Annotated in this window: 15 protein-coding genes; 12 read left to right on the top strand and 3 right to left on the bottom strand. The window is 71.6% G+C overall.

Annotated features, from left to right (window positions below):
* Window positions 1-7 precede the first annotated feature (7 nt).
* The 4 genes from GFH49_RS30860 (at window position 8) to msrB (ending at window position 3542) form a co-directional block, all read left to right on the top strand.
* Window positions 8-781 carry a pyrimidine reductase family protein gene (locus tag GFH49_RS30860; protein ID WP_155059354.1) on the top strand — a complete coding sequence of 258 codons (774 nt, stop codon included), beginning with the start codon at window positions 8-10 and terminating at the stop codon, window positions 779-781.
* Between the two features lie 436 nt (window positions 782-1217).
* Complete coding sequence (locus GFH49_RS30855; protein WP_155059353.1) at window positions 1218-1691, top strand: indole-3-glycerol phosphate synthase; 474 nt, start codon at window positions 1218-1220, stop codon at window positions 1689-1691.
* A gap of 44 nt (window positions 1692-1735) precedes the next feature.
* Window positions 1736-3121 carry a UDP-N-acetylmuramate--L-alanine ligase gene (gene murC / locus GFH49_RS30850; RefSeq protein WP_155059352.1) on the top strand — a complete coding sequence of 462 codons (1386 nt, stop codon included), beginning with the start codon at window positions 1736-1738 and terminating at the stop codon, window positions 3119-3121.
* A 13-nt stretch (window positions 3122-3134) separates the two neighbouring features.
* Window positions 3135-3542 carry a peptide-methionine (R)-S-oxide reductase MsrB gene (gene msrB / locus GFH49_RS30845; protein WP_155059351.1) on the top strand — a complete coding sequence of 136 codons (408 nt, stop codon included), beginning with the start codon at window positions 3135-3137 and terminating at the stop codon, window positions 3540-3542.
* An 88-nt stretch (window positions 3543-3630) separates the two neighbouring features.
* On the opposite strand, the gene GFH49_RS30840 is transcribed toward msrB, so the two are convergent.
* The gene (locus GFH49_RS30840) at window positions 3631-4659 is read right to left on the bottom strand and encodes a lysylphosphatidylglycerol synthase transmembrane domain-containing protein (RefSeq protein WP_155059350.1); all 1029 of its coding nucleotides are present in this window, start codon (window positions 4657-4659) and stop codon (window positions 3631-3633) included.
* Window positions 4660-4882: 223 nt separating this feature from the next.
* On the opposite strand from GFH49_RS30840, the gene GFH49_RS30835 reads away from it, so the two are divergent.
* Together GFH49_RS30835 and GFH49_RS30830 are read left to right on the top strand one after the other, a co-directional pair.
* A complete protein-coding gene (locus tag GFH49_RS30835; protein WP_155059349.1) occupies window positions 4883-5671 on the top strand; it encodes a response regulator transcription factor in 789 nt (262 codons plus the stop codon).
* Window positions 5672-5673: 2 nt separating this feature from the next.
* A complete protein-coding gene (locus GFH49_RS30830; RefSeq protein ID WP_155059415.1) occupies window positions 5674-6786 on the top strand; it encodes a sensor histidine kinase in 1113 nt (370 codons plus the stop codon).
* Window positions 6787-6870: 84 nt separating this feature from the next.
* On the opposite strand, the gene GFH49_RS30825 is transcribed toward GFH49_RS30830, so the two are convergent.
* Together GFH49_RS30825 and GFH49_RS30820 are read right to left on the bottom strand one after the other, a co-directional pair.
* Window positions 6871-8322, bottom strand: a complete 1452-nt coding sequence (locus GFH49_RS30825) for a sensor histidine kinase (protein ID WP_155059348.1) — start codon at window positions 8320-8322, stop codon at window positions 6871-6873.
* Window positions 8319-9017, bottom strand: a complete 699-nt coding sequence (locus GFH49_RS30820) for a response regulator transcription factor (RefSeq protein ID WP_155059347.1) — start codon at window positions 9015-9017, stop codon at window positions 8319-8321. Before GFH49_RS30820 ends, GFH49_RS30825 begins: the two co-directional genes overlap by 4 nt.
* A gap of 151 nt (window positions 9018-9168) precedes the next feature.
* On the opposite strand from GFH49_RS30820, the gene GFH49_RS30815 reads away from it, so the two are divergent.
* From GFH49_RS30815 to GFH49_RS30790, 6 genes are all read left to right on the top strand, one after another.
* Window positions 9169-10506, top strand: coding sequence for a ferredoxin reductase family protein (locus GFH49_RS30815; RefSeq protein ID WP_196218173.1), 1338 nt, complete (start codon window positions 9169-9171; stop codon window positions 10504-10506).
* Between the two features lie 10 nt (window positions 10507-10516).
* Window positions 10517-10984, top strand: a complete 468-nt coding sequence (locus GFH49_RS41655; protein WP_155059346.1) for an FMN-binding protein — start codon at window positions 10517-10519, stop codon at window positions 10982-10984.
* A 1-nt stretch (window position 10985) separates the two neighbouring features.
* Window positions 10986-11705: an FAD:protein FMN transferase gene (locus tag GFH49_RS30805; protein ID WP_155059345.1), complete on the top strand. Its 720-nt coding sequence runs from the start codon at window positions 10986-10988 to the stop codon at window positions 11703-11705.
* Between the two features lie 181 nt (window positions 11706-11886).
* Window positions 11887-13080, top strand: coding sequence for an ABC transporter ATP-binding protein (locus GFH49_RS30800; RefSeq protein ID WP_155059344.1), 1194 nt, complete (start codon window positions 11887-11889; stop codon window positions 13078-13080).
* Complete coding sequence (locus GFH49_RS30795) at window positions 13077-13763, top strand: ABC transporter permease (protein ID WP_155059343.1); 687 nt, start codon at window positions 13077-13079, stop codon at window positions 13761-13763. The genes GFH49_RS30800 and GFH49_RS30795 overlap by 4 nt, the downstream gene beginning before the upstream one ends.
* The gene (locus GFH49_RS30790) at window positions 13760-14425 is read left to right on the top strand and encodes an ABC transporter permease (protein WP_155059342.1); all 666 of its coding nucleotides are present in this window, start codon (window positions 13760-13762) and stop codon (window positions 14423-14425) included. The genes GFH49_RS30795 and GFH49_RS30790 overlap by 4 nt, the downstream gene beginning before the upstream one ends.
* Window positions 14426-14505: the final 80 nt, after the last annotated feature.

Below are 14505 nucleotides of genomic sequence, written 5' to 3'. Positions count from 1 at the left end.
GCATGACATGCGACGTCTGTTCCCTGTGACCTGCGAAACAGCCCCGGACGGCCGTGAATGGAGCCTCGACGAGCTGGCCGACGCCTACGCCTATCCCGAGGCCGGTCCCGGTGGGCGGGAGCCGTGGCTGCGGGCCAACATGGTGGGCACGCTCGACGGGGCCGCCCAGCACGGTGGCCGCTCGCAGCCCATTTCCAGTGCGGCCGACATGCGGATCTTCGGGACGCTGCGGGCGCTGGCGGATGTGGTCGTGGTCGGCGCGGAAACGGTACGCCAGGAGGGTTATCGTCCGGCACGCGCGCGTGAGGAGTTCGCCCGGCGGCGTACGGAGGCCGGACAGGCGCCCGCGCCGGCGATCGCGGTGGTCACCGCGAGCATGAACCTGGACTTCACGCTGCCGCTGTTCACCTCGGCCACGGTGCCGACGCTGATCCTGACGGGCGCCGCCGCGGCCCCCGACCGGATCGCGGCCGCGGAGAAGGCGGGTGCGCAGGTGGTGATCGGCGGTGACGGGGTCGGAGTCGACCCGGCCCGCGCCGTACGGGCTCTCGCCGACCTCGGACACACCCGGCTGCTGACCGAGGGCGGTCCGCGGCTGCTGGGCCAGCTGGTGGCCGCCGAGGTGCTCGACGAACTGTGTCTGACCGTCTCCCCGATGCTCACCGCGGGGGACGCGCAGCGCATCGCGGGCGGGCCGGCGGTCGCGGTGCCGCGGCGCCTCGCCCTGGAGTCCCTGCTGGAGGAGGACGGGTTCCTCTTCGGCAGGTACCGGCGAGCTTGATGCCGACGGACCGGGAAACGCCGGAAAGCGACCGGGCTGGTGGTGGGTGGAGGTGCCCGTCCGGTGGTGGGTGGAGGTGCCCGTCCGGTGGTGCGTGGGAGTGTCGGTCCGGTGGTGGGTGGAGGTGCCCGTCCGGTGGTGCGTGGGAGTGTCGGTCCGGTGGTGGGTGGAGGTGCCCGTCCGGTGGTGCGTGGGAGTGTCGGTCCGGTGGTGGGTGGAGGTGCCCGTCCGGTGGCCGGTGGACGTGCCCGTCCGGTGGCCGGCGGGGGTGCCGGTCCGGGGGGCGGTGGAAATGCCCGTCCGGTGATCGGTGGAATCTGCCGTTCCGTTTAGCTTCCGGTGGGCACACTAAATCTCGCAGTCCCCGTGCGATCGCGGGGCAGGATGGTTTCCGCAGGGGCCCGGACAAGGCCCACGGAGGAGAAGGACGCCTGTCGTGTTCACAAGCGTACTGATGATCGAGAAGGCCCTGACGTCCGCCGACGTGGAGTTCGTCACCACCTTGCACGGGGACGAACCGGTCTCGTTCCACGTCCTGCTTCAGCCGCGCGGCGACCAGGCCGACCGTCTGCTGCGGGCCATCGACGACATCGCCCTCGGCGAGCTGGACGAGGCGGCACGCGAGCGGGAGACCCCGGAGGGCAAGGACGCCGCCGTCCTCGGCGAGCAGGCCCTGGCGGTGTCCCTCACGGCCCTGCGCGGCTCCGGCAGCCAGGCGGAGGGCCGCCTCATCGAGGACCACCCGCTGGACGCGCTCAGGGCCCTGGTCGAGGAGACCGGGGCCGACGAGGTCATCGTGCTGACCGACCCCCACTACGTGGAGGAGTTCTTCCACCGGGACTGGGCCTCGCGGGCCCGGCACAAGGTGGGGGTGCCGGTACTGAAGCTGTTCTCCCACAGCAAGGCATAGGCTGACCCCTCGATACGTGTCGCATCACTTGGGGAGAAGCACTCATGGCACCCGGCCTTCCTACCGCCATGGACCGACCGCACTTCATCGGCATCGGTGGCGCCGGGATGTCGGGGATCGCGAAGATCCTCGCGCAGCGGGGCGCGAAGGTGGCGGGCAGTGACGCGAAGGAGTCCGCCACCGCCGAGGCGCTGCGCGCGCTGGGTGTGACCGTGCACATCGGGCATGCCACGGAGCACCTCGCCGACGACGCCAGCTGTGTCGTGGTGTCGTCGGCGATCCGCGAGGACAACCCGGAGCTGGCCCGCGCGGCCGAGCTGGGCATCCCGGTGGTGCACCGCTCCGACGCCCTCGCGGCCCTGATGGAGGGCCTGCGTGCGATCGCGGTCGCGGGCACCCACGGCAAGACCACCACCACGTCGATGCTGGCCGTCTCGCTGTCCGAGCTGGGCCTGGACCCGTCGTACGCCATCGGCGGCGACCTGGACGCCCCCGGCTCCAACGCCCTGCACGGCGACGGGGAGATCTTCGTCGCCGAGGCCGACGAAAGCGACCGCAGCTTCCACAAGTACGCCCCCGAGGTCGCCATCGTCCTCAACGTGGAGCTCGACCACCACGCCAACTACGCGTCGATGGACGAGATCTACGAGTCCTTCGAGACCTTCGCGGGCAAGATCGTGCCCGGCGGCACGCTGGTGATCGCCGCGGACCAGGACGGCGCGCGCGAACTGGCGGGCCGGATCGAGGGCGTCCGCGTGGTGACGTACGGCGAGGCGCCGGACGCGGACGTACGGATCCTGTCGGTGCGGGCGCAGGGGCTGAAGAGCGAGGTCACGGTCCTGCTGGACGGCACGGAGATCACCTTCACGGTCTCCGTCCCCGGCCGGCACTACGCCCACAACGCGGTCGCCGCGCTCGCCGCCGGCGTGGCGCTGGGCGTCCCCGCCGCGGAGCTGGCGCCCGCGCTGGCCGCGTACACCGGTGTCAAGCGCCGCCTGCAGCTCAAGGGCGAGGCGGCGGGCGTCCAGGTCATCGACTCCTACGCGCACCACCCGACGGAGATGACGGCCGACCTGGAGGCGATGCGGTCGGCGGCCGGTGACGCCCGGATCCTGGTGGTCTTCCAGCCGCACCTGTTCTCCCGCACCCAGGAACTGGGCAAGGAGATGGGCCAGTCCCTCTCCCTCGCCGACGCCTCCGTCGTCCTCGACGTCTACCCGGCCCGTGAGGACCCGATCCCGGGTGTCACCAGCGAACTGATCATCGAGGCCGCGCGGGCGGCGGGCGCGGATGTCACGGCGGTCCACGACAAGGCCGAGGTGCTGTCGGTGATCGCGGGAATGGCGAAGGCGGGCGATCTCGTTCTCACCATGGGCGCGGGCGATGTGACCGACCTGGGCCCGCTGATCCTGGACCGTCTGTCGCAGTGAGGGGCTGACACCCATGTCGTACGACGTCGAAAAGCCGGACGAGCAGTGGCGCGCGGAGCTGACCCCGAGCGAGTACGCGGTGCTGCGCCAGGCCGCCACGGAGCCCGCCTTCACCGGTGAGTACACCGACACCAAGACGAAGGGCGTCTACTCCTGCCGCGCCTGCGGCGCCGATCTCTTCACCTCGGACACGAAGTTCGAGTCGCACTGCGGATGGCCGTCCTTCTACGACCCCAAGGACACCGACGCGGTGGAACTCATCGCGGACCGCTCGCACGGCATGGTCCGCACCGAGGTGCGCTGCGCCCGGTGCGGCTCGCACCTCGGCCACGTCTTCGAGGGCGAGGGCTACCCGACGCCCACCGACCAGCGGTACTGCATCAACAGCATCGCGGTGCGGTTGACGGCCGACGGGGACTGAGCGGCGTTCTCACGGGCCGACGCGTTCTGGAGCAGGACGCGTTCCTGCGGGGCCGGGTCAATGTGCCGCTCCGCCGCGGCGGGGGCGCTCACAACATCCTCCGCCGCACCATCCCCGACAACACCAGCGCCCCCGGCAGCAACGGCAACCACACCGTGATCACGCGGAATCCGATCACCGTGCCGGTCGCCAGGACCATGGGTGCGCCGAACACGGCGAGGGTGAACACCAGCGCCGCGTCCACGGGGCCGATGCCGCCGGGCGCGGGCACGGCCCCGACCGCGGCGCTGGCGGCGAGATACGCGAAGATCACATGCACCCAGGGCAGGTGCAGCCCGAGCGAGGACCCCACCGAGGCGAGCACACAGGCCTGCAGCAGCCAGAACGCGGCGGCCCCGCCCCACAGTTGGAGCACCCGGACCGGTCGGGTGTGCAGCAGCCGCGCGTCGGTCAGGGCGGTGTTCAGGCAGCCGGGCAGCGGCCGGCGCAGCGGTGGTACGGCCGTCACGAGCAGGGCCGCGGCGCCGAGCGCGCAGGCGATGCCGGTGCCGGCCAGGGCCAGCGTCTCCGCGTCCGGGAGGAGCCGGCCGACGCGCAGCGCGCCGGGGGAGGCGGCGAGGAACGCGAGGATCAGCAGCATCTTCGTGACCGGCTTGACCAGCGAGTACAGCGCCAGCGACGCCGTCGCCCGGGGGAGGGGTATCCCCTGGTTCCGCAGAAAGCGCAGGGTCACGGCGTGGGCGCCGAGGCCGGCCGGCAGTACGTGGTTGGCGGCGCCCGCGGCGAACTGCGAGGCCAGCAGCGGGCCCGGCGGCAGCCGTTCCGGCAGGGCGCCCTGCCGGGTCACGGACGCGGCCACCCAGCACAGGATGTTGAACCCGGTTGCGGCCAGCAGCCACCAGGGGTCGGCACCGGCCAGCCGGACGGCGCTGTCCTGGACGGTGGGCCAGTCGAACGCCGCGTACCCGCCGATCAGCAGGAGCGGCAGCGGACTCAGCGCCCAGCGCAGCCGGCGCTGACGCGTCGTGGCCGGTACGGGGGCGCGGACCGAAGCGGGAGAGGGAGCGGGACAGGGAACGGGAGGGAGAGCGGCAGGGGGGATCCGGAGCGGGGACACGGCGCACGTCGTCCTTCCGCGTCGTGCCCGCCGCCGTGGCGGGACGGACGGGTATGAGGAGGCGAGCAAGAGGAGGCGAGCAAAGGGGGAACGCGGAGAGCGTTCCCCTCCTGCGTGACGGGACGGTGGCCGGGAACCGACGAGCGGACCTCGGTTCCTTACGAAACAGAGACGTCAGCGGGGGCCGGCCTGAGCCGTGCGCGCGTGGTGCGAGGCTTACGGCATGGAACAGCAGCAGCATGCCGGGGCCGGGGCCGGGGCCGGGGCCGGGGCCCGGGTCCTCGTCGTCGATGACGATCCGACCGTCGCGGAGGTCGTGTCCGGCTACCTCGACCGCGCCGGATACGTCGTCGACCGGGCCGGGGACGGGCCCGACGCCCTCGCCCGGGCCGCCGCGCACTGGCCGGACCTCGTCGTGCTGGACCTGATGCTGCCCGGCATGGACGGCCTGGAGGTGTGCCGGCGGATGCGGGTGCGCGGACCCGTGCCGGTCATCATGCTCACCGCGCGCGGCGACGAGGACGACAGGATCCTGGGCCTGGAGGTCGGCGCCGACGACTATGTGACGAAACCCTTCAGCCCCCGCGAACTCGTCCTGCGCGTCGAGTCCGTGCTGCGTCGCGCCCTCCCCCGGTCTCCCGACTCCGCGCACGCCGCGGGGGCCACCGCCGCCCAGCAGTCCGCCGGCGTGCACGCGGCCGGGCTCACCGTCGACCCCGCCTCCCGCCGCGCCGCCAGGAACGGCACCGAGATCGCCCTCACGGTCCGTGAGTTCGACCTCCTCGCGTTCTTCCTCCGGCACCCCGGCCGGGTCTTCAGCCGGGAGGACCTGATGCGTGAGGTGTGGGGCTGGGACTTCGGCGACCTGTCGACCGTCACCGTCCATGTCCGCCGGCTGCGCAGCAAGGTCGAGGACGATCCGGGGCGCCCGAGGCTGATCCAGACGGTGTGGGGCGTCGGCTACCGCTTCGACACCGGGGACGGCTACCGCTTCGACACCGGAGAGGCGTGACCATGCGCGACATGTTCCTCATCGCCCTCTTCGCCTTCCTCGGCGCCGCCGCGGCCGGCCTGCTCGGCGCGGGCGTCCTGCGGATCGTCCGGCGCCGCTCGCTCGCCGTGCACCTCACCGTGGTCGCCGCCGTCGCCGTCACCGCGATGCTGGCGGGCACCCTCGTGGTCGCGCAGGCGATGTTCCTGTCCGAGCACGACCTGAAGGTCGTCACGCTGGTCGTCGCGATGGCCGCCGTGGTCTCCCTCGCCACCGCGACTCTGCTCGGCCGCTGGGTCGTCGCCAGCAGCCGGGCCCTGGCGCTCGCCGCCCGCTCCTTCGGCGACGGAGGCGACTTCACCTCGCCCGACGGCCCCGCCACCGCCGAACTCGCCGCTCTGAGCCGGGAGCTGGAGGCGACCAGCGCCAAGCTCGCCGAGTCCCGGACCCGGGAACGTGCCCTGGAGTCCTCCCGGCGCGAACTCGTCGCCTGGATCTCGCACGACCTGCGCACCCCGCTCGCCGGGCTGCGTGCCATGGCCGAGGCACTGGAGGACGGTGTCGCCGCCGACCCCGACCGCTACCTCCGCCAGATCCGCACCGAGGTGGAACGCCTCAACGGCATGGTGGGAGACCTTTTCGAACTCTCCCGCATCCACGCGGGGGCGCTGGCGCTGAGCCCGAGCCGGATCTCGTTGTACGACCTCGTCGGCGACGCCCTCGCGGGGGCGGACCCGCTTGCGCGCGAGAACGGCGTACGGCTTGTCGGTGACCGGGTGGAGCCGGTGCCGGTCGAGGTCGACGGCAAGGAGATGAGCCGGGTGCTGGGCAATCTGCTCGTCAACGCCATCCGCCGTACGCCGGCGGACGGGACGGTCGCCGTGGCCGCCGAACGCTCGGCCGACGGTGTGGTGTTGTCCGTGACGGACGGCTGCGGCGGTATTCCCGAGGAGGATCTGTCGCGCGTCTTCGACACCGGGTGGCGGGGCAGCGACGCGCGTACGCCGCCGGCGGGGGCGGGGCTCGGTCTCGCGATCGTGCGGGGGATCGTGGAGGCGCATCACGGGCGGGCCGCGGTGCACAACGTGCCCGGCGGCTGCCGCTTCGAGGTGACCCTGCCGATGGCCGGGGCCTGACAGGCGGGTTTCGCCCCCGCCGCCCTCAACCGCCGGAGGGGCCCCGTCGACGTGGCGACGTCGTGTACCGGAACCGGTGAACCGTCACCGCTCCGTAAGAGCTTTCGGCAGCGGCAGCGAGAGCGTGAACTCCGTCGCTCCCGGCTCGCTGGTGACGTCGATGGTGCCGCCGTGCGCACACACCAGTGAGTGCGCCACCGCCAGGCCGAGACCGCTGCCGCCCCGGTCGCGGCTGCGGGCCTTGTCGACGCGGTAGAAGCGGTCGAAGACCCGTTCCCGGTCGGTGGGCGGGATGCCGGGGCCGGCGTCGGCGACCCGGACGACGGCCCGGCTGTCCGTGACCGACACGGACACGGACACCGCGGTGCCCGCCGGGGTGTGCACGGCCGCGTTGGTGAGGAGGTTGTCCAGGACCTGCCGGATGCGTTGCGGATCCAGCCGCATCGGCAGCACGGAGGGGTCGGTGGCCACCGTCAGCGGGTGGTCCGTGTGGATCGCGCGGAAGGCGTCCGCGGCGTGCTCCACCAGCTCCACCAGGTCGGCCTCCTTGATCCGCAGCGGCTCCTCGACCTCGGCGGCGTCCAGCCGGGCGAGCAGCAGCAGGTCGTCCAGGAGGAAGCCCATCCGGGCGGCCTCGGCGCGCAGCCGCGCCAGGTGCTTGTCCCGTTCCTCGGGGGCGTTGGCGGCGGCGTACTGGAAGAGGTCGGCATAGCCCCGTACGGACATCAGCGGTGTGCGCAGTTCGTGCGAGGCGTCCGCCACGAAGCGGCGCAGCCGCTGCTCCGCCTCCGCCCGCACCGCGAGGGAGCTGTCGATGTGCTCCAGCATCGTGTTGAACGCGGTGCGCAACTCCTCCACCTCGGGCCCGCCGCCGGGCCTGTCGTGCCGTACCGGCAGCCGGGACGAGTCCGTCAGATCGTGCGAGCTGATGTCGCGCGCGGTGTGCGCCATGTCGCTCAGCGGCTTCAGGCCGCGCCGCAGCATCCCCCGCCCGAACACCACGAGGGCCAGCAGCGCGAGCACGAAGGTGACGACCTCGATGACGATCAGCCGGTCCACGGTGTTCTCGATCTCGCCCATGGGCGCGGCGCTGACCAGCACCACACCGGGCTCCACCTCGCAGGCGCGCAGCCGGTACAGGCCCTCGCCCTGGATGTCCTCGCTGCGCAGGACTTCCGTGTGCTCGGCTGTCTGGGCCCGGGCCACAGCGGTGAAGGCGTCGACGTCCTTCGGCAGGTCGGCGGGGTCCTCGGGCCTGCGGAGTTCGGGCCTGCCGTCCGGCACGTCGTACACGGCGTAGAACCAGTTGTAGTACTTCTTGCCCTCCAGCGTGCCGTAGTCCGCGAGGGCCTCGGCCTGGGCGATCTGGGCCTGTGCCAGATGCTCGTCGAGCTGGGACGACAGGTAGTTCTTCATGTACGTCGTCAGGCCCGTGCCGACGACCGCGAACACGACGAGCGACAGCGCGCCCAGCCCCAGCGCGAGCCTGGTGCCCAGCCGGAGCCTGCCGTACGTCCGCCGCAGCCGCCGGCTCACTCGGCGGCCTGTCGGATCACGTACCCGAAGCCCCGGACGGTGTGGATCAGCGGCGCCGTGCCGTCGTCGGACTCGTCGAGCTTGCGGCGCAGCCTGCTGACGACCAGCTCGACGACGTTCGAGCGGCCGCCGAAGCCGTACTCCCACACATGGTCGAGGATCTGCGCCTTGGTGAGCACGGTCGGCGACTTGCGCATCAGGTAGCGCAGCACCTCGTACTCGGTGGGGGTGAGCGTGAGCAGCTTCTCGCCGCGCCGCACCTCCCGGGTGTCCTCGTCCATCGTCAGATCGGCGACCTGGAGCACCGAGCGCTGGAAGCCGGGCCCGGCGCTGCGCCGCAGCACGGTGCGCAGCCGGGCCATCAGTTCCTCCACCGCGAACGGCTTGACCAGGTAGTCGTCGCCGCCCCGGGTCAGCCCGGCCACCCGGTCGGCGACCCCGTCACGGGCGGTCAGGAACACCACCGGCACCATCGCCCCGGAGCGGCGCAGCTTGTCCAGGACGCCGAAGCCGTCCAGGTCGGGCAGCATCAGGTCCAGCACCACGATGTCCGGATGGAACTCGGCGGCCAGCCGCAGCGCCTCCTCCCCGGAGTTCGCGGTGACCGCCTCCCAGCCCTCGTAGCGGGCGACCGTCGCGACGAGGTCGGCGATCGGCGGGTCGTCGTCCACGACCAGAAGGCGTACTTTCTCCACCCGTACATACTGCGGCACCCTGTGCCGTTTCTCGGCGGTGAGGGGGGTACCGCGACCAGATCGATAAACACTTGAAAGACGTACGACAGCTTTTTGACAGCTCCCGCCGGACAAGCTCGAAAGCCCAGCCGAAATCGAGGAGCTGTCGCCAGTGACGACCGTCCAATCGCCCCCAGCGCCCCCCACGGCGCTACGACCAAGGGTGGTCGCCCGCACCGGCTTGTACGCCTTGCTGGCCGCGAACGTGGCTGTGGTGACCTACTTCTTCTCCCAGCCCGGATTCGCGGCGAACACCCTCATCGTGCTGGGCCGGCTGACCGGACTGTACGGGGCGCTCCTGATGGCCTTCCAGCTGGTGCTGGTGGCCCGGCTGCCGTGGTTCGACCGCCGCATCGGCATGGACCGGCTGACCACCTGGCACCGCTGGGTCGGCTTCGGCATCCTGTGGACTCTGCTCGCGCACGCCGTCTTCATCATCTTCGGCTACGCCGAGGCGTCGTCCCTGGACCCGATGGACCAGCTGGTCGACCTCGTCGAGACCATCGAGGGCGTGCTGCGTGCGGTGGTCGCGCTGGGGATCATCATCGTCGTGGGCGCCGTCTCGGGCCGCTTCGCCCGGCGCCGCCTGGCCTACGAGACGTGGCACTTCATCCACCTGTACACCTACGTCGCCGTGCTGCTGGCCTACACGCACGAGGTGGCGATCGGTACGACGTTCGCCTCGTCGTCCGCGGCCAAGACGTACTGGAACGCCCTGTGGGTCGTGGCCTTCGCCGCGGTGTTCGTCGGCCGGGTGGCGCTCCCGCTGTGGCGGAACCTGCGTCACCAGCTGCGGGTCACGGCCGTCGTCCCCGAGGCCGACAACGTGGTCTCGATCTACCTGACCGGCAAGGACCTCGACCGTATGCCCGCACAGGCCGGCCAGTTCTTCCTGTGGCGGTTCCTGACCCGGGACCGCTGGTGGCAGGCCAACCCCTACTCCCTCTCCGCCGCCCCCGACGGCCGCACGCTGCGGCTCACCGCCAAGGCGGCCGGCGACGGCAGTGCCGCCCTGCGGCACGTGAAGGTCGGCACGCGCGTCTTCGCCGAGGGCCCCTACGGCGCCTTCACCACGATGCACCGCACCCGGCCGGAGGCCCTGCTCATCGCGGGCGGCGTGGGTGTCACCCCCATCCGGGCCCTGCTGGAGGAGCTGCACGGACGCACCGTGGTCATCTACCGGGTGGCCACCGAGCGGGACGCCGTCCTCTACGGCGAACTGCGGGACCTCGCCCTCACCAGGGGTGCCGAGCTGCACCTGGTGACCGGCCCGATCAGCCCCGACAAGCTGGCGCCGGGCGAACTGATGAAGCTGGTGCCGGACGTCGCGGACCGGGACGTGTTCGTGTGCGGGCCGCCCCCGATGATGAACGCCGTCCTCGGGAGCCTGCGCGAGCTGGGCGTGCCCAAGCCGCAAATCCACTTCGAGCGTTTCAGCCTGGCGGGATGAGAGGGAGACCGTGAAGCGAGCACTGCCTGTACTGGCTCTGACGATCGCGGGTCTCGTCCCCGTGTGGCGCTACGCGCCGTCGCTCGGCACGGCGCACACCGCCGAGGCCGCCCCACCCGCCTCGGCGCCTTCCTCGTCCTCCTCCCCGGGGTCGTCCTCGGGTTCCGCCTCTTCGGGTTCCTCCTCCTCGGGTTCGTCGACCCAGGCCGTCGCGGGTTCGTCCGAGCCCATCGCGCTGGGAGGTTTTACGGCCGGCACCCTACGGGTCGAGGTGACCTTCGAGGGCGAGAAGATGACGGCCGTGAAGCTGCTGGAGCAGCCGCCGCCCTCCCCGCAGACCACGGAGGCCGTGCCCAAGCTGATCGAGCAGACGCTTCAAGCGCAGAGCGCCGACATCGACACCGTCTCCGGCGCCACGATCACCAGCGGCGCCTACAAGAAGTCGCTCCAGGCCGCGCTCGACGCGCAGGGCGCCTGACATGCGCCGGGTCGAGCACGTCATGGGCTTCCCCGTCTCCCTGCGTATCGACGACGAGGAGGTCCCCGCCGCGCTCGCGGACGAGGTCTACGCCTGGCTGCGCGAGGTCGACGAACGGTTCAGCCCGTTCAAGCCCGACAGCGAGGTGTCCCGGCTCGACCGGGGCGAGATCGGCCCCGGCGAGGTCAGCGCGGACCTCGCCGAAGTGCTCGACCTGTGTGAGGAGTACCGCCTCGCCACCGGCGGGGCCTTCGACGCCCGCCGGCCCGGCGAGGGCTTCGACCCGTGCGCGGTCGTCAAGGGCTGGTCGGTGCAGCGGGCGGCGGACCTGCTGACCGCCGCCGGCGTGCGCAGGTTCTGCCTCAACGCCGGCGGCGACGTCGTCGTGGCGGGCGGTCCCTGGCGCGTGGGCATACGGCACCCCGAACACGCCGATCAGCTGTGCGCCGTGCTGGAGATCACCGACGGTGCGGTCGCGACGTCCGGGCGCTATGAGCGCGGCGACCACATCGTCGACGGGCGTACGGGGCGCCCGGCGACCGGACTGCTCTCGGTGACCGTCGTGGCGGCCACCCTCACCGAGGCGGACACGGCGGCGACGGCGGCGTTCGCCATGGGCGCGGAGGGTGTCGCGTGGGCGGCCGGGCGGGAGGGGTGCGAGGTGTTCGCCGTGGACGCCGAGCGACGGGTCCTGCGTACGGAGAGGGTGCCGGTCGCCTGAGAAGCTGAGAAGAACAACGCCTGCCCGCTCCCTCCGTATGCCGCTCCTCAAGGCCGCGTGATGGAAGCGTCGGCTGGCCGAATACCCGCAACACAATCCGTCTACACTCTCCCCGCAACGGCCCGGACCCGTACGGTCGAGAGCGGGCGGAAACAGCCAGACCCGAAGGGTATTCGGCGTTTTGATACGGATAGATTCAGTCACGAAGCGGTACCCGGACGGCACGGTGGCGGTCGACCGGCTCTCCCTGGAGATACCCGACCGCTCGATCACCGTCCTCGTCGGCCCCTCGGGCTGCGGGAAGACGACGACCCTGCGCATGATCAACCGGATGGTGGAGCCGACCGAGGGGACCATCACCCTCGACGGCGTCGACATCATGAAGCAGCCGGTCAACACGCTGCGCCGGTCCATGGGTTACGTCATCCAGAACGCCGGGCTCTTCCAGCACCGCACGATCATCGACAACATCGCCACCGTGCCCCGCATGCTGGGCTGGGGGAAGGACAAGGCCCGGGCGCGCGCGGGGGAGTTGATGGAGCGGGTCGGACTCGACTCCGCGCTCGCCAAGCGCTACCCGTACCAGCTCTCCGGCGGTCAGCAGCAGCGCGTCGGCGTGGCACGGGCGCTCGCGGCGGATCCGCCGGTGCTGCTGATGGATGAGCCGTTCTCGGCCGTAGACCCGATCGTCCGCAAGGGGCTTCAGGACGAACTCCTGCGTATTCAGGAGGAGTTGGGCAAGACCATCGTCTTCGTCACGCACGACATCGACGAGGCCGTCAAGCTCGGCACCATGGTCGCCGTGATGCGCACCGGCGGCCATCTCGCCCAGTTCGCGCCGCCCGCCGAGCTGCTGACCGACCCCGCGGACGCCTTCGTGGAGGACTTCCTCGGCGCCGACCGCGGCATTCGGCGGCTGTCGTTCTTCCCGTCCGCGGGTCTGGAACTGCTGACCGCGCCGATCGTCGCCGTCGACGCCACCGCCGAGCAGATCGCCGCCCGCGCTACCGGGGACGCGCCCTACCTCCTCGTAACGGATCTGGACGGCAAGCCGCTGGGCTGGGCCGAACCGGGGGAGCTGACCGCGGGGGAGATCCGACAGGACCAACTCCTCGCCTGCGGACGGCCGTTCGTCGCCGGTAAGGAGTCGCTGCGGGCCGCGCTGGACTGTGCCGTGCTCTCACCCACCGGGTGGGCCGTCGCCGTGGACGGCGAGGGGCGGGCCGCCGGAGTCGTCTCCCAGCAGACCATCGGCGAGGCGATCCGCGGCGCCCACGCGGAGCGGCGCGCGGACGGCAAGACGGACGGCAAGAAAGACAGCAGGGACAGCAAGGGCAGCAAGAAGGACGGCACGACGGAGAAGGCCGCGCGATGAGCGAACTCTTCGACATGCCCAGCGACCTCCAGCACAGCTACCTCGGCCTGGTCATGCTGCATCTGCGCGAGGCGCTGCTTCCGGTGCTGTTCGGGCTGCTGGTGGCGCTGCCGCTGGCCCAGCTGTGCGTGCGGCTGCGCTGGCTGTACCCACCGGTGCTGTGGATCACGACCGTGCTCTACGCGATCCCGTCGCTCGCGTTCTTCGTCATCCTCATCGACTACACCGGCCAGAGCGAGCTGACGGTGATGATCCCGCTGGGCGTCTACAGCCTGGTCGTGCTGGTCCCGGCGATCGTCGACGCGGTGCGGTCGGTGCCGCAGGAGACCCTCGCCGCCGCCACCGCGATGGGCTTCGGGCCCGTACGGCGCTATGTCCAGGTGCAGTTGCCGATCGCCGCGCCCGCGATCATCGCCGGGCTGCGCGTCGCGTCCGTGTCCAGCATCTCCCTCGTCAGCGTCGGCATGCTGATCGGCAACCAGGGAGCCCTCGGCAACCTGCTCAACAGCGGCATGATCTACAACCAGGAGCGGCTGATCTGGCTCTCCGTGGTGGGCACGGCGGTCCTCGCCATCCTCGTGGACGCGGCCCTGATCGGCGTCCGTATCCTCCTCACGCCCTGGATGCCGCGCGGCACCCGCAAGAACACTCCCACGCTCACTGCGAAGGCGGCCGCCCGGTGAACGTCCTGAACTACATCGACGCCTTCTTCAGCGACAGCGCCCACTGGCAGGGCTACGACGGCATCCCGACCCGGCTCGCCGAGCACATCCAGTACACGCTGGAGGCGCTCGCCATCGCCGCCGCCGTCGGACTGCCGGTCGGCCTGCTCACCGGCCACACCGGACGCGGCGGCAACATCCTCGCCCTCATCGCCACCGCGGGCCGCGCGTTGCCCAGCTTCGGCCTGATGGTGCTGATGTTCGTACTGCTGGGCCTCGGCCTGGCGCCCGTCATGATCCCGCTGGTCGTGCTGGCGATCCCGCCCATCCTCGTCACCACCTACGAGGCGATGCGCTCCGTCGATCCCGCGCCGGTGGACGCCGCCCGCGGCATGGGCATGGCCGAGACCGAGGTCCTGTTCCGGGTCGAACTGCCGGTCGCGCTCCCGCTGATCCTCAGCGGACTGCGCTCGGCCGCCATCCAGATCGTCTCGACGGCCACCATCGCCGCCTACGTCAGCTTCGGCGGCCTCGGCCGCTACATCGTCGACGGCCTCTACCAGCGTGACTACGAGAAGGTCGTCGGCGGCGCCACGCTGGTCGCCGCCCTGGCCTTGGTCACGCTCGGCGTGTTCTGGGCAGCGGGCCGCCTCTCGGTGTCACGGGGCGTACGCCGCGCGTAAGCGCTCCGCGGCCGCGAGGCGTTGTCGGTCTGGTGCGGCGCCGACCAGTCACAGACGGCCCGCAGGTGAAGCACGAACCC

It is taken from the genome of Streptomyces blattellae, from assembly GCF_009709555.1.
Classification (GTDB): domain Bacteria; phylum Actinomycetota; class Actinomycetes; order Streptomycetales; family Streptomycetaceae; genus Streptomyces; species Streptomyces blattellae.
The sequence above is the reverse complement of the archived record's forward strand: the minus strand, read 5'-3'. Positions and strand labels throughout refer to the sequence as shown.

Coding starts and splice junctions, on each gene's coding strand:
- GFH49_RS30795 (WP_155059343.1), top strand. CDS start 13,077: ATGAGCGAACTCTTCGACATGCCCAGCGACCTCCAGCACAGCTACCTC.
- GFH49_RS30805 (WP_155059345.1), top strand. CDS start 10,986: ATGCGCCGGGTCGAGCACGTCATGGGCTTCCCCGTCTCCCTGCGTATC.
- msrB (WP_155059351.1), top strand. CDS start 3,135: ATGTCGTACGACGTCGAAAAGCCGGACGAGCAGTGGCGCGCGGAGCTG.
- GFH49_RS30860 (WP_155059354.1), top strand. CDS start 8: ATGCGACGTCTGTTCCCTGTGACCTGCGAAACAGCCCCGGACGGCCGT.
- GFH49_RS30835 (WP_155059349.1), top strand. CDS start 4,883: ATGGAACAGCAGCAGCATGCCGGGGCCGGGGCCGGGGCCGGGGCCGGG.
- GFH49_RS30830 (WP_155059415.1), top strand. CDS start 5,674: ATGCGCGACATGTTCCTCATCGCCCTCTTCGCCTTCCTCGGCGCCGCC.
- murC (WP_155059352.1), top strand. CDS start 1,736: ATGGCACCCGGCCTTCCTACCGCCATGGACCGACCGCACTTCATCGGC.